This is a genomic window from Listeria ivanovii subsp. londoniensis, from assembly GCF_000763495.1.
GTDB classification, from domain to species: Bacteria; Bacillota; Bacilli; order Lactobacillales; family Listeriaceae; genus Listeria; species Listeria londoniensis.
Window position 1 is genome coordinate 2664662 of the sequence record NZ_CP009576.1, and the last position, 18887, is coordinate 2683548.

At 38.2% G+C, this 18887-nt stretch carries 16 protein-coding genes; all 16 read right to left on the reverse strand.

Annotation, left to right across the window (positions count from 1 at the left end; genetic code table 11):
* Positions 1 to 2 precede the first annotated feature (2 nt).
* A complete protein-coding gene (rnr, locus tag JL53_RS13110; RefSeq protein WP_038407838.1) occupies positions 3 to 2384 on the reverse strand; it encodes a ribonuclease R in 2382 nt (793 codons plus the stop codon).
* A 33-nt stretch (positions 2385 to 2417) separates the two neighbouring features.
* The gene (locus tag JL53_RS13115; protein WP_038407839.1) at positions 2418 to 3164 is read right to left on the reverse strand and encodes an alpha/beta hydrolase; all 747 of its coding nucleotides are present in this window, start codon (positions 3162 to 3164) and stop codon (positions 2418 to 2420) included.
* Positions 3165 to 3532: 368 nt separating this feature from the next.
* Positions 3533 to 3766: a preprotein translocase subunit SecG gene (gene secG, locus JL53_RS13120; RefSeq protein WP_014093666.1), complete on the reverse strand. Its 234-nt coding sequence runs from the start codon at positions 3764 to 3766 to the stop codon at positions 3533 to 3535.
* An 89-nt stretch (positions 3767 to 3855) separates the two neighbouring features.
* Complete coding sequence (locus JL53_RS13125) at positions 3856 to 4599, reverse strand: alpha/beta hydrolase (RefSeq protein WP_003720756.1); 744 nt, start codon at positions 4597 to 4599, stop codon at positions 3856 to 3858.
* 182 nt (positions 4600 to 4781) lie between these two features.
* Positions 4782 to 5501: an alpha/beta fold hydrolase gene (locus JL53_RS13130; protein WP_003720758.1), complete on the reverse strand. Its 720-nt coding sequence runs from the start codon at positions 5499 to 5501 to the stop codon at positions 4782 to 4784.
* A 142-nt stretch (positions 5502 to 5643) separates the two neighbouring features.
* Positions 5644 to 5817, reverse strand: coding sequence for a hypothetical protein (locus JL53_RS13135; RefSeq protein WP_074674062.1), 174 nt, complete (start codon positions 5815 to 5817; stop codon positions 5644 to 5646).
* A gap of 101 nt (positions 5818 to 5918) precedes the next feature.
* Entirely contained in the window at positions 5919 to 7211 is a 1293-nt protein-coding gene (gene eno, locus JL53_RS13140; RefSeq protein ID WP_003720760.1) for a phosphopyruvate hydratase, read from the reverse strand.
* A gap of 114 nt (positions 7212 to 7325) precedes the next feature.
* On the reverse strand, positions 7326 to 8858 hold the full coding sequence (gene gpmI / locus JL53_RS13145) for a 2,3-bisphosphoglycerate-independent phosphoglycerate mutase (protein WP_003720761.1): 1533 nt from the start codon (positions 8856 to 8858) through the stop codon (positions 7326 to 7328).
* A gap of 1 nt (position 8859) precedes the next feature.
* Positions 8860 to 9615 carry a triose-phosphate isomerase gene (gene tpiA, locus JL53_RS15900; RefSeq protein ID WP_038407840.1) on the reverse strand — a complete coding sequence of 252 codons (756 nt, stop codon included), beginning with the start codon at positions 9613 to 9615 and terminating at the stop codon, positions 8860 to 8862.
* A 45-nt stretch (positions 9616 to 9660) separates the two neighbouring features.
* On the reverse strand, positions 9661 to 10851 hold the full coding sequence (locus JL53_RS15905; protein WP_038407841.1) for a phosphoglycerate kinase: 1191 nt from the start codon (positions 10849 to 10851) through the stop codon (positions 9661 to 9663).
* A gap of 135 nt (positions 10852 to 10986) precedes the next feature.
* Positions 10987 to 11997: a type I glyceraldehyde-3-phosphate dehydrogenase gene (gap, locus tag JL53_RS13160; protein WP_038407842.1), complete on the reverse strand. Its 1011-nt coding sequence runs from the start codon at positions 11995 to 11997 to the stop codon at positions 10987 to 10989.
* Between the two features lie 32 nt (positions 11998 to 12029).
* The gene (locus JL53_RS13165; protein ID WP_003720765.1) at positions 12030 to 13076 is read right to left on the reverse strand and encodes a sugar-binding transcriptional regulator; all 1047 of its coding nucleotides are present in this window, start codon (positions 13074 to 13076) and stop codon (positions 12030 to 12032) included.
* Between the two features lie 443 nt (positions 13077 to 13519).
* Positions 13520 to 14863, reverse strand: a complete 1344-nt coding sequence (gene rpoN / locus JL53_RS13170; RefSeq protein ID WP_038407843.1) for an RNA polymerase factor sigma-54 — start codon at positions 14861 to 14863, stop codon at positions 13520 to 13522.
* Positions 14864 to 15022: 159 nt separating this feature from the next.
* A complete protein-coding gene (locus tag JL53_RS13175; protein ID WP_038407844.1) occupies positions 15023 to 15949 on the reverse strand; it encodes a dipeptidase in 927 nt (308 codons plus the stop codon).
* 77 nt (positions 15950 to 16026) lie between these two features.
* Positions 16027 to 18189: an MMPL family transporter gene (locus JL53_RS13180; RefSeq protein ID WP_003720768.1), complete on the reverse strand. Its 2163-nt coding sequence runs from the start codon at positions 18187 to 18189 to the stop codon at positions 16027 to 16029.
* Between the two features lie 79 nt (positions 18190 to 18268).
* Positions 18269 to 18877 carry a TetR/AcrR family transcriptional regulator gene (locus JL53_RS13185; protein ID WP_038408254.1) on the reverse strand — a complete coding sequence of 203 codons (609 nt, stop codon included), beginning with the start codon at positions 18875 to 18877 and terminating at the stop codon, positions 18269 to 18271.
* Between the last annotated feature and the right edge of the window lie 10 nt (positions 18878 to 18887).

An 18887-nucleotide genomic window follows, 5' to 3' on the forward strand; every position in this document is an offset into this window, starting at 1 on the left:
TTCTAGCGACGTTTTTTCTTTTTCGGGCTTTCTTTTGCTACTCCTTGGTAAAAAGGTTTTTTCTTCTTTTTCTTTTTCGGTTTTGTATACCATTCGTCTTCTTTACGTTCTGATTTTGGTTTCGCGTCTTCTGTTTTACCAGTTCGGCGTTTATTACGATTATTTTTTGTACTACTCTTAAAGTTTCTCGTTTTATCTATTGGTTTTTCACGTTGACGTTTCTGCTTTTCACTAACCGGACCTGGTTTACCTTCACTGCGAAGTGCAAAATCAATTTCGCGAGCGTCTACGTCTACTTTTGTTACTTCCACCTCTACTTCATCACCAATACGATAAATTTGACCTGTACGTTCACCAATCATCGCTAATTGGTTTTGGTGAAATTTGAAGTAATCACCTTTCATAGCACTAACGTGAACTAAACCTTCAATTGTTGTAGGTAGTTCAATAAATAAGCCAAAATTCGTTACAGAACTAATGATACCTATAAAACGTTCGCCAACTTTATCAACCATGAATTCCGTTTTCTTGAGTTCATCGGTTTCACGTTCTGCTTCCACTGCACGACGTTCCATTTTAGAGCTATGTTCAGCAATCTCAGGAAGCTCCTCAGCACGTTTTTCTAGTGTTTCTGGACGAACATCTCCGTTAATTAAATACTCTCTAATTAGCCTGTGAACGATCAAATCCGGATAACGTCTGATTGGTGATGTAAAATGCGTATAAAAGTCTGTTGATAAACCAAAATGTCCTGCGCTTACTGTATCATACTTCGCTTGTTGCATAGAACGAAGCATCACAGTTGAAACGACCATTTCTTCAGGCTTCCCTTTTACTTCTTCTAGCACTTGTTGTAGGGCCGCTGGATGAATATCATTAGCAGTCCCTTTAACAATTAAGCCGAAATTAGTAATAAATTCAAAGAAACGAGCTAGTTTATCTTCTTTTGGATCTTCATGAATACGATAAATAAATGGTACATCCATCCAGTGGAAATGTTCTGCCACTGTTTCGTTTGCCGCAAGCATAAATTCTTCAATCAAGTGCTCACCAGCTGAACGTTCGCGCATTACAACAGCTTCTGGATGTCCATCTTCATCAACTACTACACGAGCTTCTTTAAAATCAAAATCAATCGCACCACGTTTTTCCCGTTTAGTTCGAAGTATTTCTGCTAAATTTTGCATTGCTTCAAGCATTGGAACGATAGCTGCATACTTTTCGCGTAATGCTTCCTCTTTTTCAACTAAAATGTCGTTTACATCCGTATAGGTCATTCTTTCTGTTGTTTTAATGATGCTTTCAAAAATTTCATGATTGACTACATGACCATCTGCATCAATTTCCATTTCACAACTCATGGTAAAACGGTCTACTTGCGGGTTAAGCGAGCAAATTCCATTCGATAGTTTATGTGGCAACATCGGAATTACCCGGTCAACCAAATAAACACTCGTTCCGCGATCTTGCGCTTCGACATCAAGCGGCGAGCCTTCTGTCACATAATGGGTTACATCCGCAATATGAACGCCCAGCTTCCAATTGCCATTCGGAAGTTGTTTAACAGTAACCGCATCATCTAAATCTTTAGCATCTGCCCCATCGATCGTAATAATCATTTGATCTCGTAAATCACGGCGGTTACCAATATCCGATGTGTTAACTACATCTGGCGCTTTGCTTACTTGTTCCATCACTTCTTCCGGGAATCCGATAGAAATGCCATGTTTATGGATAATCGATAAAATATCCACCCCAGGATCATTTCGGTGGCCAATAATTGATTTTACAACACCTCTAGAACGAGCATGTCCGGTTGCATATTCGGTTAATTCGACGATAACTTTATGGCCATCTACTGGTTTTAAGCCATCTTCTAAATCAATTTCCACTTCTCCAAATAAGCGCTTATCATCAGGGATAACAATTGGCGTGCCAGCTAAATCTTCCATATAAGTTCCAACAATTTGCGTGGTTTTCCGCTCGACGATTTTCTTAATAGTACCCTCTGCTAAATTATCACTCTTACGTTTTGTGATAGTCGCAAAAACCAAGTCTCCGTTCATTGCATCTTTCACTTCATTTGGCGGGATAAAGATATCATCTAATTCTTTCTCTTCTGGGAGAACAAAGCCAAAACCACGTTCATGAGCACGGAATGTTCCTTTTACCAAATCCATTTTTTCAGGTAGGGCATACCGATTCTTCCTTGAGCGGACAATAGTTCCGGAATCTTCCAGTTTTACTAAGGATTTGACCATTAATTTAAAATCATCTGCATTATTTAAAGCGATTTCTATCTCTAAATCTTCTAACGCGAATGTTTTATTCGGCGTTTCAGTTAATAGATTAATAATTTTTTCTTCCATTTGTTTTTGTTCCACTTCTGTCCCTCCTCTCTCTGTTTTAAAAATTGTTTATTCTTGCCAGTCTAGACTATCTAAAAAGGTTAAAATAGCTTGATTTACTTCTTTTCGTTCTTTATCTAGTGTTATTACATGACCAGAATTTTTGAACCAATGTAATTCTTTTTCTGTTGACTCCACTGTATCATAAATGAACTGTGCTCCGCTTACATCGACCATATCATCTTTTTCCCCCTGAACAACCATAATTGGGGCATAAATCATATCCATTTCAGCAGCTACACCATTTATTTCATCTTTTAGTTTTGCAATGGTATTCATTGGCGCGTCTTTGTATGCCAACATTTCATTATCAATTTGTTCCGGATTTTTACCTTCTAATTTTTTATAATTACGAACATAATCTAAAAAGCCTTGGATTATTGGAGACGAGCTATCCATTCTTGTTGGAGTACTCATGGCTATAATTCCCTTTAACGGTTTAGAAAAACCTAATTTTAATGAAAAAAGTGCCCCTAGTGAAAGTCCAGCCACAGCTATTTCTTTATAACCAAGCGATTTTAAGTGGTCATATGCTGTAAGAACATCTTCCCACCATTCTTTTGGGCCTGTTTGTAATAATAAATCTGGTGATACGCCGTGACCTCTGTATTGAGGTGCATAACATGTGTAATTATTTTCTTGTAAAAACCTACCTAGAATTCTCACATCCGCTGAGCTTCCTGTAAATCCATGTAAAAGCAATACTGCCCGAGGACCTTTTTCGAATAAAAATGGTTGTGGTGGTGTTATTTTCATAGTAACTATCGCTCCTTGATTCTTTTGGGAGTTTTGTCGTGTTAGTTATTTTTATTAGGTGCGCCTTATGTTGAAATTCTTAGGCGCGAGTTTATTGTTTTTTATTCTCTTGGGTTTTCTCTATTTGGTGGATACTTCCGTTTTTTTGGAAACAACGCTTCACTTTGTTACGCCTTGTATTGGAGTTCTTTGCTAGTTCATTGTTTTTAGTTCCTTGGGTTTTCTCTATTTGGTGGATACTTCCGTTTTTTTGGAAACAACGCTTCACTTTGTTACGCCTTGTATTGGAGTTCTAGGGAAGCTTAGTACGCTTCCTGAGAACTCCAATAAAAAACCACCTAAATTTTCATTCAGGTGGTTAACTCTCGTTACTGTACAAAGTATGCCAGTGCAATTAGTATTACGAAGAAAACAATGGATAGAACGATGGTTGTACGATGTAAAATAAGTTCTAGTCCTCTTGCTTTTTGTTTACCGAATAATTGCTCAGCTCCACCAGAGATGGCGCCGGATAGGCCAGCACTTTTACCTGGTTGAAGTATGATAACTGTAATTAACAGTACTGATACGATGATAAGTAAGACCGTTAAAACTGTACTCATTGTTCTTTCCTCCTAAAACCGCCCAATTTGACTAAAGATAATTTTACCATATTTGTGATTATACGTAAAGACTTGTTTCGATACAATCATTAAACAACTTTTTCTTCTAGCCAAACTAAATCGTCCAAGAAGTAGATTAAGTCTTCTTCTAATATATCTTTTTCACAGTCATTAACAATATCGTGACCTGATCCAGCATAGAAGCACAATTGTTTATCATCTGTGTGAATGTGTTTGAAAATATAATTAGCGTTATCTGCATCGATTTCTTCATCTTGGCAGCCCTGACCAATCATAGTTGGAACGTGAATTTTCTCGATATCTTTTGCAACATTTTTGTAAAAACTAGCACGTGCTTCCGTCATGATATCAATCTCAGGAAGGTAGTTTTTCAACATATTGTCGGCTTCTTGTTCTACTATACCTTGTTTCTTTAATTGTTTAGTTAAATAGTTTTCGATTGGAATATAACGCATTTTGCGGTTCACATTGGCACATAGTGGAACAATTGCTTTTGGTGAAAATGATTCTGCCATTTTGAGTGCAAAAACACCACCCATAGCTACTCCGACAATTGCAATTTCATTATATCCATCTTTTTCAAGTTGACGATATCCAGCCACCGCATCTTCATACCACATTTCCGGTGTTGTTTTCAAGAAAATAGCAGGTTCATCCCCGTGCCCCCTAAAATTTGGCGCATGTACTGTGTACCCATTTTCTGCTAGAATTTCTCCAAGTTCTCTTACGTCTTCTGTAGTCCCTGCAAAGCCATGCAAGAGCAAAACAGCACGATTTCCCGCTTTTAACGTAAAGCTACGATCCGCACTCATTTTTACGCAATCCTCCTAATATCATCACTTTTATAATCCACTCCATTGTAGCTCATATCAATTAAATAAGCTAACTTTTGAGTTCTGACCAATAGACCAATATTAACCCTATCTCTTAAAGTTGTCAAATACTTTTTCCTCACATTTGAAACACCCTGATATGAAAGGGTTTTTGGTATATTTCAATTGTGAATTTTTACGCTTAAACGAGAAAAAAAAGTGTGAATTAACTGTAACAACTGCTTTGGATTTTGCCGTGGTAAAAAATGAGTTCCATTATTTATAATTTCCATCTCGCCACGTTGAACGGAATGAATCATTTTCTGTGTATCTTCTGAAGAAATCATATCAAACTCACCTATCACAGCTAAAAGCGGCGCACTAATTTTCTGTAAGTCCGCCTCTGACATATGCGGATGATAAATTGTCAAAGCCAGTTGGCGTTTCATTCGATCGAAAAAGCGGCTAAATGGCGCAAAAATACTCGCTACACCATAAGCAATCCGACAAAATAAATCTGGCAAGAACCGAATTTGATTAACATGATAATTTGTTCCAATCACAACAGATGCAATTTGGCGACTCGGCTGCATTTTCCCCATTACTAAAGAAATAATCCCACCATCGCTATAGCCAACAACTTTATATTTATCAATTTTTAAAAAATCAAGTAGCGAGAGCATATCTAATGCCATTATTTCAAAATCTAGCGGCGTAGTTCCGGCGTCACTTTGACCATGGCCTCGGCTATCTACTGCTATCACCATATGATCAATCGCTAAGTCGTCTGTCATACGCTTCATCGCACGGTGACTTTGACCATTCCCATGAATTAACAGAATGGGCTCTCCCTCACCAACAATTTTATAAAATATGTTAATTCCATTGATTTCTGCAATCATAAAGCATTTCTCCTTGTGGAAACTTTTACTACCCTTATTTTACACCTGATTATACTTGATTTCATATAAAATTGCATTGTTTTTTATCGTAATTAAATGAAAATACGTCTGATTCCATTATCGCTAGAATCAGACGTATTATTTATTTCATGAGTCTTCGATGGAATTGTTGTTGCGGCATATCTGCATGGATGATTTTCTTCGGTACAGAATGCTTTTCGGCTAAGGGGTGGTTTTTTTCATGCACCACAGCGTCTTTGATTTTTGGAGTTTCGAGCACTTTTGAGGTCTGAGTATTTTTTACTTTCATCAGCATTACCTCCTATGTCAAACATTACCCCATTAGTTATTTTTAAAACAGAAAAAACACCGCGAAAATTTTACTTTTCGCGGTGTTTAGCGTTTTATTCAATCAACTTATTTTTTCAAGTTGTAGAAAGTGTCGTTACCATGATATTCAGCAAGATCAGCCAAATTGTCTTCGATGCGGAGTAATTGGTTATATTTTGCAACACGGTCAGTACGAGTAGGTGCACCTGTTTTGATTTGACCAGCGTTTGTAGCTACTGCAATGTCAGCGATTGTGGAATCTTCTGTTTCACCAGAACGGTGGGAAACAACTGCAGTGTAGCCAGCGCGTTTAGCCATTTCAATAGCATCCAATGTTTCAGTCAAAGTACCAATTTGGTTAACTTTGATTAGGATGGAGTTAGCGATACCTTTTTCGATACCTTCTTTAAGTTTAGTTGTGTTAGTTACAAATAAATCGTCACCTACTAATTGAACGCGATCACCAATACGTTCTGTAAGTAGTTTGAATCCGTCCCAGTCATTTTCGTCTAGGCCATCTTCAATAGAGATGATTGGGTATTTAGTAATCATTTCTTCATACCAAGTTACCATTTCTTCAGAAGTACGAGTTACGCCTTCACCTTTAAGTTCATATTTACCAGTTTCGCGGTTATAGAACTCACTTGATGCAGCATCCATCGCAAGTTTAACTTCTTCGCCAGGTTTGTAACCAGCATCTTTAATTGCTTGCATGATTGTTTCAAGCGCTTCTTCATTGGATTTAAGGTTTGGAGCGAATCCACCTTCATCACCAACACCAGTGTTTAAGCCTTTACCTTTAAGTACAGCTTTAAGTGCGTGCAGAATTTCAGCACCCATACGTAATGCTTCTTTAAAGTTAGGAGCGCCAACAGGCATTACCATGAATTCTTGAACGTCGACATTGTTATCAGCATGTTCTCCGCCGTTAAGGATGTTCATCATTGGAACTGGAAGAACTTTACCGTTCACTCCACCAAGATATTCATATAAATGTACGCCTAGTTCATCAGCAGCAGCACGAGCAGCAGCTAAAGAAACACCAAGAATAGCGTTAGCACCTAATTTACCTTTGTTAGGTGTACCATCAAGTTCGATCATTGCTTTGTCAATTCCGATTTGGTCAGTTACATCAAAACCGATAATTTTGTCAGCAATAATATCGTTTACGTTTTCAACAGCTTTTAAAACACCTTTTCCAAGGTAACGAGCTTTGTCGCCATCGCGTAATTCTACAGCTTCGTATTCACCAGTTGAAGCACCACTTGGAACTAAAGCGCGGCCAAACGCACCAGCTTCAGTATAAACTTCAACCTCAACAGTTGGGTTACCGCGGGAATCTAAGACTTCGCGAGCATAAACTTCAGTAATAATAGACATTTATAATTCTCTCCTTTGTTGGATTCATTTGAATGTAGATTCAAAGACCCATCCGTTTTTAAATTCGTTTTCATTGTAGCTCTGTTTACTAAAAAACTAAAGCAATAACTAACATTATTTTTGAATTAAACTTTCGCCTGTCATTTCGGCAGGTTTTTCAACGCCGAGCAAATCAAGCATTGTTGGTGCTACGTCAGCCAGACGACCACCTTCACGAAGCGTTACACCTTTTTTCGTTACAATTACTGGAACTGGAACGGTAGTGTGTGCTGTGTGTGGTTTTCCTTCTGGAGTAGACATTGTTTCAGAGTTACCATGGTCGGCAAAAATAATCGCTGAACCACCTTTTTCTAAAATAAGGTCTACTACACGGCCAAGATTTTCATCTACTGCTTCGATTGCCTTGATAGTTGGCTCAAGCATACCTGAGTGTCCAACCATGTCTGGGTTTGCAAAGTTTAAGATAATCGCATCGTGTTTGTCGTTTTTGATGTCTTCCACAAGTGCATCTGTAACTTCATATGCACTCATTTCAGGTTGCAAATCGTATGTTTCTACTTTTGGCGAATTAATTAGAATCCGGTTTTCACCAGGGAATTCTTCATTTCGTCCACCATTCATAAAGAATGTTACATGCGGATATTTTTCCGTTTCGGCAATGCGAAGTTGTGAAAGTCCTTCATTAGAAAGTACTTCGCCAATTACATTTTTCATTTCAATTGGCTCAAATGCAACTTCCGCATCAATGCTTGGGTTGTATAGAGTCATTGTAACGAATTTAATGTTTTTAGGGTGATCTGCCCCACGGTTGAAATGATCCCATTCTTTATCAGTGAATGCATTAGAAAGTTGAATCGCACGGTCAGGACGGAAATTGAAGAAAATAACTGCATCGTTGTCTTTAACTGTTGCAACAGGTTTGCCATCTTTAGTAATGATAGCTGGAACAACGAATTCATCATTTTTGTCATTAGCATAAGAAGCTTTGACAAGTTCGATTGGATCTTCAAATTTTTCACCTTCAGCGCTTACGATTGCGTTATATGCTTTTTCAACACGTTCCCAGCGTTTGTCACGATCCATTGCGTAGAAGCGGCCAGAAACAGTTGCAATCGCGCCATAGTTTAAATCACTAATCGCTTTTTGTAAAGTTTCTAAATACTCTACGGAAGATTGTGGAGCCACGTCACGTCCATCAAGGAAAGCATGGATGTACACGTTTTTCACGCCTTTATCTTTGGCTGTTTCAAGTAGTGCAACGAGGTGATTAATGTGACTGTGCACTCCACCATCTGAAAGCAAGCCAAACAAATGTAGGTCCGAGTTGTTTTCTTTTGTATAAGTGAAAGCATTGTTTAGGGCTTTATTCTCTTGGAATTCGCCTTCTTCAATTGCTTTATCAATACGTGTTAAGCTTTGGTAGACAATCCGTCCAGCTCCGATGTTTGTATGACCAACTTCGGAGTTACCCATTTGACCTTCCGGAAGACCAACGTCAAGTCCAGCAGCTTTAAGTTCCCCATGAGGAAAATTAGCTAAGTAACGGTCAAAGTTTGGTTTGTTCGCTTGAGCTACAGCATTACCTACTGTTTCTGCACGTTTACCAAAACCATCGAGGATAATAATTGCTACAGGTGATTTACTCATTTTATTTTACTGCCTCCAATAATGCTAAGAACGATGCTGGTTCTAAGCTTGCTCCACCTACAAGAGCGCCGTCAATGTCGGACTCTGCAAGATAATCAGCAATGTTTTCAGGTTTTACGCTACCGCCGTATTGAATACGAACTGCGTCTGCTGCTTTTTGAGAAACAGCGTCTGCAACTTCTGCACGAATAACTGCACAAGTTTCGTTTGCATCAGCACTTGTGGAAGATTTCCCAGTACCGATTGCCCAGATTGGTTCATAAGCAATAACAGATTTGATTACTTGTTCTTCCGTTAAACCAGCAAGCGCCGCACGGATTTGACCACGTACCCAAGTATCTGTTTGACCAGCTTCACGTTGATCTAGTGTTTCACCACAGCAAATGATTGGTGTCATGCCATGTTTAAAAATCGCGTGTGCTTTTTTGTTAATATCTTCGTCTGTTTCATGAAAATACTCACGACGTTCAGAGTGTCCGATAATAACATAAGAAACACCTAAATCAGCAAGTGCAAATGGGCTAATTTCGCCTGTGAAAGCACCTTCGTCTTCGAAATAACAGTTTTGTGCAGAAACACGCAAGTTAGTTCCTTCAGTAAGACGAACTAATTCTTGCAAAAATAAAGCCGGTGCAGCAACAACTGATTCTACAGCATCATTTGATGGCACATTATTTTTTACATCTTCTGCAAATTGTCCAGCTTTTGCAGCCGTTTTGTTCATTTTCCAGTTACCAGCAATAATTGGTTTACGCATTTGGATAAACATCCTCTCGATATTAAAAATTATTTTTGGTTCAGCTTATTTGTCGCTAATGGAAGCAACACCAGGAAGCTCTTTACCTTCAAGATATTCTAGAGACGCACCGCCACCAGTGGAAATATGTGTGAATTTGTCAGCAAAACCTAAGTCCATAGCCGCTGCTGCAGAATCCCCACCACCGATAATTGTAGTTGCATCAGTTAGGTTTGCAATAGCTTCACAAACGCCAATTGTACCTTTAGCAAAGTTGCTAAGTTCGAATACGCCCATTGGACCATTCCAAACAACTGTTTTAGCACCTTGAAGTTCTTTTGTAAATAGGTCGATTGTAGCTTGACCGATATCAAGTCCCATTTCGTCAGCAGGAATACTATCTGCATCTACTGTATGGAAAGGAGCATCGTTACTGAATTCTTTAGAAACAACAGCATCAACTGGTAATACTAATTTGTCGCCAGCTTTTTCAAGTAAGCCTTTAGCAAGTTCGACTTTATCTGCTTCTAAAAGAGATTTACCGATTTCTTGACCTTGAGCTGCCATGAAAGTGAAAGTCATTCCTCCACCAACAAGTACTTTGTCTGCTTTTGTAAGTAAGTTTTCAATCACACCGATTTTGTCAGAAACTTTAGCGCCACCTAGGATTGCTACTAGAGGACGAGCTGGATTGTCAACTACACCGCCGATAAATTTGATTTCTTTCTCCATCAAAAATCCTGCCGCTGATTCTAGGTTAGAAGCGATTCCAACGTTAGACGCGTGCGCACGGTGAGCTGTACCAAAAGCGTCATTCACGAAAACGTCGCCTAGGCTAGCCCAGTATTTTCCAAGTTCTGGATCATTTTTGCTTTCTTTTTTACCGTCAATATCTTCAAAACGTGTATTTTCAAAAAGAAGTACTTCGCCGTCTTTTAAATCAGCAATTGCTCTTTCAAGTTCTGGACCACGAGTAGCAGGAACGAATTTCACTTCTTTTCCAAGTAATTCGCTTAAACGAGCGGCTACTGGACGAAGAGATTTCCCTTCTTTATCTTCTTCAGTTTTTACTTTTCCAAGGTGTGAAAATAGGATTGCTTTACCGTTTTGTTCTAAGATGTATTCGATAGTTGGAAGTGCTGCTACGATACGGTTATCGTTGGTAATTTTACCGTCTTTCATTGGCACGTTAAAGTCAACACGAACTAAAACTTTTTTGTCTTTTAAATCTAAATCAGTTACAACTTTTTTAGCCATTTTAGAGTTCCTCCATTGATTTTAAAGGATTAGGGTTGCCCCCGTTATTTCAGAAAATAAGCGGAAACAATAGTGTCTCCGCTTATTCTTGTTATTGCTGAAGTGACGAGCACCTCAGTAAAATTAATCTGCTAATTATTTAGCAATTTTTGCAAAGTATTCTAAAGTACGTACTAATTGAGCAGTGTAGCTCATTTCGTTATCGTACCAAGCTACAGTTTTAACTAATTGTTGATCGCCAACTGTAAGAACTTTTGTTTGAGTTTCATCAAATAATGAACCGAAAGTCATACCTTTGATGTCAGAAGAAACAACTTGATCATTAGTGTAACCAAATGTTTCTGGATCAGAAGCTGCTTCCATAGCTGCATTTACTTCATCAACAGTAACTTTTTTGTTAAGAACTGTTACTAATTCAGTAAGGGAACCAGTTGGAACTGGAACACGTTGAGCAGCTCCGTCTAATTTACCTTTAAGGCTTGGTAATACTTCACCGATAGCTTTTGCAGCACCAGTTGTATTAGGGATGATATTTTCTGCAGCAGCACGAGCACGACGGAAGTCACCTTTTGGATGTGGAGCGTCTAATGTATTTTGGTCACCAGTGTAAGCGTGAATTGTAGTCATTAGGCCTTCAACAACACCAAATTTGTCTTCTAAAACTTTAGCCATTGGAGCTAAACAGTTAGTAGTACAGCTTGCGCCAGAGATAACTGTTTCAGTTCCGTCTAATGTTTCATGGTTTACATTGTAAACGATTGTTTTCATATCGCCAGTTGCTGGAGCGGAGATAACAACTTTTTTAGCGCCAGCTTTAATGTGTAATTCAGCTTTGTCCTGTGCTGTGAAGAAACCAGTACATTCTAGAACGATGTCTACTCCTAGGTCGCCCCATGGAAGTTCTTCTGGGTTACGGTTAGCTAATACTTTAACTTCTTTACCGTTTACGTTGAAGAAACCATCATGTACTTCTACTTCACCGTCGAAACGGCCTTGAGTTGTATCATATTTTAACAGGTGAGCTAACATTTTAGCGTCTGTTAAGTCATTGATTGCAACAACTTCAATTCCTTCCACATTTTGAATACGACGGAATGCTAGACGTCCGATACGTCCAAAACCATTAATACCAACTTTAACTGTCATAAGTCAATTTCCTCCTTGAAAATAGTGTTTTTTTATTTCAAAAGGGTATTACTCCCTTTTAAAAGCGACTTTGCTGCTCCTTCATCCGTAATTAAAATCGTATTTTTCGGAGCGCTTTTCATATACGATTTGATAGCTTTGGCTTTCGATGTACCACCTGCTACAGCGATGATATGCGGGATTTGCGCTAAGTCTTCAAATTGAAGACCGAATGTAGGAACTTTATGTACAACCTCGCCTTGTTCATCAAAATAATAGCCAAATGCTTCACCAACAGCTTTACGATGGATGATTTTTTCAAGTACATCTTCGCCGGTATGTCTGCGTTTCGCCATTGCGAGCGCATCACCTATGCCTAAAATAATTGCATTTGCGGATTGTACTAATCGTAAGCCTTCTTGAATTGCCGGTTCTTTCAGTAAGGAACGGTAGGCTTCTTCGCCAAGCTGTTCAGGTACATAGAGAACGCGGTGCTTGGTGTTCGTCTTTGTTGCCATCTTATCACAAATTGTATTCGCTTGATTGTCAAGGTCTTCACCAATACCTCCACGACCGGGAACGAACAGTAATTCTCTTCCTTTTGCAAAATCTGTTGTCATCATTTCAGCAACAGTTGCCATTGTAGAGCCGCCCATAACTGCGACGATGTTTCTTTTTTCGGTGAGCACCATGTCTAATTGTTCTACTGCCACGCGTCCCATTTCTTCGCGGACCCATGGAGTATCATCACTATCACCTTGCACTACCAAGCATTTTTTGATTTGCAATTTTTTTGCTAATTGTTCTTCCATCGAATGTAACCCTGAAAGTTGATTCATGACACTTTCTAAATCACGGAAAACAATCAATCCTTCTTTTGTAACGGTCATTCCGGATGAAGCAATTTCTACTAACCCCTGTGCTTTCAAAAATTCAACTTCGCCGCGAAGGACTCGTTCACTCATACCGAGCATTCCGGCAAGTGTACGTCTTCCAACTGGTTCAGAAAAATAAATCGAGCGTAGGATTTGATAGCGTTTTTGCATAATCATTAAAACGTCGGGCAATAATTTTTTCTGAATATTAATTAAGTCTGACATTTTTAATTGCTCCTCATCTTTGGACGCTTAGTGACCCGCTTAGTCATATGGCGTCCCGTTAGAACTAAAAAAAGTAGAGATAGAGGTTTAACGTACCTTTCAAGACTATTAAACTAAGCTAGTTCAGCTTGTCAACAATGTGTCTCTCAATGTGTTTTTTACCCCTTCTCTTTTTGCTTACGCTGGTGAAACTTCTTTATTGTTCTTTTAATACCCTACGTTCCCTATTCTAACAGTCTTGGCGTAATTCTTCAAGTGTTAAGTGGGACATTCATGAAATATTCACCTATAATTTACAATTACTTTTTAACTCGTAAAGCTCTAAATAGGCTATATTAGTTGTTTTCCACCTCTCTTAAAAATGAAACATGCTCTCCAGGGTTTTTTTATTTTCAAAAGACATTTTTTGTCCCACAGCCTATACTTGGGGCAAAAAATGTCTTTTAAAATCTTTTTCTTTTAGATGATGATGGGATGTTTAGCTCCAAACGATATTTAGCAATAGCTCTTCTAGAAACTTGAATTTCTTTTTCTGCTAACATATCTACTATTTTTTGATCAGAAAGTGGCTTTAATTTATCTTCTTTAGATACGAATTCTTGCACGAGTTTTTTGATTGTCGTGCTGGAAACATCTCCTAAATCCTCGTTTTCAGCAGACTTTTTCTGTAATCCAGATGCAAAGAAGCGCTTCAATTCGTATACGCCAGTACTTGTTTCCATGTATTTGCCATTTACTGCACGACTAACAGTGGATTCATGTATGCCTAGTTCTTCTGCTACTTCTTTCAAAGTTAATGGCTGTAAATGTGCTGAATTATCTAAGAAATAGGCTTTCTGATGCTGCACAATTGCTTCACCCACGCGCTGTAAAGTGTTTTCTCGTTGTTCAATTCCCTTTTTAATCCAATCAAATTCTCCCGCTTTTTCTCGTAAAAATTGAGCCACATCTTTTTCTTTGGTTGCACGCATCGTTTCATAGTAAGCGGCTTGGAAACGAACTTGTGGTAGAAATTGTTTCGCAAGTGTGACAGTGAGTTCTTTGTCGTTTTGTAATAGAATTAAGTCTGGCACTACATATTGCACGCGTTCCGATTCGAACTCAGAACCTGGTTTTGGATTTAAAGTTTGAATATAATCAGATACTTCTTGAATATCTTGTAAGCTAACATCCATTTCTGTAGCAACTTTCTTCCATTTTTTCTCAGCAAATTCTGTAAAGTACTTTTGAATAACATCATAAGCGATATAAGGAGCAGCTGGGGAACGTTCGATTTGTAGTAAGATACATTCGCGCGCATCTCTTGCTCCAACGCCAGCCGGCTCCATACTTTGTAAAATTTCAAGCCCTTCTAATACGCTTGAATCATCCATCAAAAGAGCAGCGCTGACATCTTTTAAATCAATTTGTAAATAACCACTATCGCTTAAACTTTCTATTAAATATAAAATAATTATTTTGTGTGTTTGTGTCACGCTCATTAATTGTAGCTGTTCTTTTAGCGCGTCAGCTAAAGTCAACTTATTATCTGCAATTTGGTCTAGCCAGTCTGTATCATCTGAACTTCCAGAACTTTTACGGCTGCTATAAGTAAAATCCGTTCCAATATCTGAGCCTGGAATCACTTCAATTAATGGGTTCTCAAGTGCTTTATCTTCTAAAAATGCCATTAAATCAGCTGTTGCAAATTGTAGCATAGCAATAGACTGTGACAATTGTTGCGTCATGTTTAATTTCAACGATTGTTTTTGTTGTTGCTTTTGGACGAAATTAGATTCTAAACGCAAAGTAAAACCTCCATTAAAAATCAGCTTGATATTTTTATGCCAAACTAAGTGATTTTTTATTCCTATTCATTATTATAACATGGAGATTTTCAAATTACAGTAGATTCCGTTTATCCCATCACAAAAAATCCAAGTGCTCAACTAACACTTGGATTTTAGTTATTTTGGTAAATGGTTTAAAAAGTTCTGAGAAGTAAACCCTGCTACTTCTTCTTTGGTGAAGTGTTTTTCTAGCACTTCCAAGAACCCCTGATATTTTCCAGCATTTTCAAGCCCTTTAACATGGTCTGGAATTCCATCAAAGTCAGAACCAAAACCAATGTTTTTAACTCCACCTAATTCACAAATATAGTCGATATGGCGAATAACATCCTCTACATCAGCGACACCAGAATTAGTTGTGAAGAAGGGATGGAAAATCACATGAACCATCGCATCATGTTCAACCATTGCCTTAATTTGATTATCATCTAAATTTCTAGGATGCGAGCAAATCGTCTTTGCACTGGAATGACTAGCAATCACAAATTCAGCCTCCTCTAAAGTATCCCAGAAAGCTTTCACACTTAAATGCGAAACATCTGTAAATATTTTCCGGCCATTTAAAAGGTGAATAATTTCTTTGCCGAAGTGTGTCAACCCAGCACCACGTTCTTCCATAATTCCATCTGCTGCTAGATTTGCGTTATTCCAAGTCAAACCGACAGATAATACACCTGCATCGAGTAATTGTGTTAATTTATCCATATCATGTCCAATTGGCTCAATGCCTTCCAATGTAAGAACAGCACCAATTTTCTCTTCTGGAAAATTTTCTAAATCGCTCCATTTTTTCACTTGGCGAATTACTCCACCTTTGTGAAGCACATGTTGTTTGAAAATATTAACCTGCTCCACCGCTTTTTTCCATTTATGCTCTACTGGAACACATTCATCAAGAAAAATCGCAAACCCTTGCAGTAACATCTTTGCCTCTATAAGCCGTTCAAAGTTCACATCTAGTTCTTCGGCATCTTGGAAAGTGTATTTTCCTTTTCCAGCTTGCAATTTGTAAAGCGCATCACAGTGTGTATCAATTACTCTCATTTTCTGTCGTTCCTCCTTTTTGATACATCTATTATATACTTTTCGGAGGATTAGACAAGTGATTTTTAGAAACATATTTACTTTGTCATTTTATGCTTTTTACCCGGCCAAAATGCCCACTTACCTAGAAGCACTGTAATAGATGGTACTAGGAAAGGTCGGACAATAAATGTATCTAACAAAACTCCAATAGCTGTAATTAATCCGAATTGTACTAATAGTTGAATTGGAAGAGTTGTTAAAACCCCAAATGTTCCTGCTAAAATCAAACCAGCAGAGGTTATAACGCCACCTGTCTGTCCTACGCCTTCTGTTATCGCTTGTCTGAGCGGCAGTTTTTCACTATTTTTCCAAATGCTAGAAATCATGAATATGTTGTAATCTTCCCCGAGTGCTACGATAAAGACAAAAGCATATAGAGGTATTAAACCAGATATTGCATCAACTCCCATAGCATAATGGATAATTACCCAGCCTAGTCCAAGTGCCCCAACAAAAGAAAGTAGCACGGTTGCGACTAAATAGAGCATTGCTGTAATAGAACGTAAATAACACAGTAGTAAAATTGCAATTAAAGCAATAACTAATGGAATAATTACTTTTTCGTCATGTGTTGTTATAGCACGCGAATCGTATTGTGTTGCAGTTTGTCCGGCGATATAAACATCATTTCCCTTATCTGCAGCCGAGCGAACTTTCGGTACAACATCCATTGCTTTGTTACTATATGGGTTATCATCCAAAATCAATGTATATTTTTGATAACCATTATTTCGTTCTGGCCTTGATACCGACTTAACTCCGTCCACATTTTCAAGAGATTCTTTCATGGATTCCTTCGAGTTCACAACAACTTCCATAGGGGCAAGCATACCTGCTCCATAGTGATCACTAATTAACGTGAACCCTTCCCGAGATGGCATATCCTCTGGGAAAGTTGAAAGTGTGTCATACGTATATTTGATTTGTGTCGTAAAAATACCACAGCCAATTAAAATAATCAATGTAATAATCAGAATTCGCACAGGATGTTTCGCGGACATTTCACCAATTTTATGCCAGAAACGATTTTCCTTGTGGTGCTTCGGTGTTTTGCCTTTTTTCTCTGCACGTCTTTCTTCCATTTCGACTGTTCTTGGGACAAATGGCCAGAACGAAACGCGACCAAAAACGCCTAACAATGCTGGTACAAGCGTTAATGACGATATCATCATAATGAAAATTGCTAAACTAAATGGCACTGCAAAATTATGAAATGAACCGTACTCGGCTGCTAGAAGTAATAGAAGTGCCGCCATGACAGTCAAACCACTTAAAGCAATTGCTCCAGCTGTTCCACTAAAAGCTTCTTTAAATGCTTGGAACCGATTTTTTTCGGTATGCAAATGACTTCGGAATCTAGATATGAGGAATAAACAATAGTCTGTTCCTGCTCCAAATAGTAATACCGTCATAATCGAGAGCCCCTGCGAACCATATGTGATAATTCCTTCTTTAGCCAATAAACCAAGAATTGGCGTAATCACCAAGTAAGCAAAACCTACCGCAATTAAAGGAATTAAAGCCAAAATAGGCGAACGATAAATCACTAATAAAAATACGAGTACAAGTAAAACTGTTCCAATTAGAAGTGATACATCCGCATCTTTAAACAAGCCACTCGCATCGACACTTATGCCTGCCGGACCAGTAGTTCGAGCCACTAAGGTATCGCTCGCTGTCACTTTTTGAGAAAACGGATTTTCACCAATGGTTGTTTTTGCTGCTGATTCTAGCTGATTAAAACTTTTTGTTAATTCATCTGACGTTGCGCTATCTTCCATAATAACTGTCTGGATAAAAGTTGTGCCATCTTTGGAAACTTGTTGTTTTAAGGCTACTGGTGGCATTTTATCATAAGGAACAGCTGTTTTCTGAAAATCTACTGGGTTTTCTGTTAGCTCTTTGCTATATTTTTGTATATTAATTAAGTCTCCTACTGTTAAACCTGTAGATCGATACCACGTAATAAGCGCAGGCACCCCGTCCGTCCCTGCAAATTGTTCATCAATTAATTTTTGTGCGACAACAGAAGGTTCCGAGTCAGGCAAATCTTTCGCTGCATCATCTTTGTAGTCTGCAGCTTTTGGAAAAAATATTTGTAAAATGATAATTGCAATAATCCAGATTCCAAGTGTAATAAACCTGCCTTTTTTCCCGCCAACTCCATTCGCAACTTTGCTTAAAAATCCATCTTTCATTTTAAATCCCCCTTGGAAGTTTTCTCTGTTTTCGTTTATCAATTGATAAGTGAATCGCCAAAAAAAGAAGCACGTTCACCTATACCTCTTTTTTTGAAATACCAAACATCATCAAATCAATTAGTTCTTCAATTCGTTCTGTCATAGTTTGTTTTTCCGCAAACTCACTTTTCCCAGAAAAAAGTGGACTAATAGTTGCTAAACAATATCTCGCAGCCACCTCAGCACTGACACCCTCACGCAGTTCGCCAGTGGCTTCTTGCTTTTGGAAAAATTTTTGAAAAGGAATTAAATACGTTTGTTGCCATAATTTATATAGTAAATATTGATTCTCTGGTTTCATTTCATTCAATATGTCGTGAATCATTAGTAAAATATTGGTTGGATGCTTTTCAATCAACATAATTAACATATCCCGAAGTTGTTCTTCCCTAGATTTAGTTGATTCTAAAAGCGGCTGCATTTCTATTTGAATTTGTTGCGTTAATTCACGGACCACTTCAATGTAAAGTGCTTCTTTATCTTCAAAATGATGGTATAGGGCTGGTTGAGTTATATTTACACGATTTGCTATTTCTCTAGTGGATACTGCTCTATAACCTTTCTCCATAAACAAATCACTCGCAGTGTCTAAAATTTTTCTTCTAGTTATTGCTAATTCTTCCGCTCTTGTGCGTTTTTTTTGCATCATCGCCCCA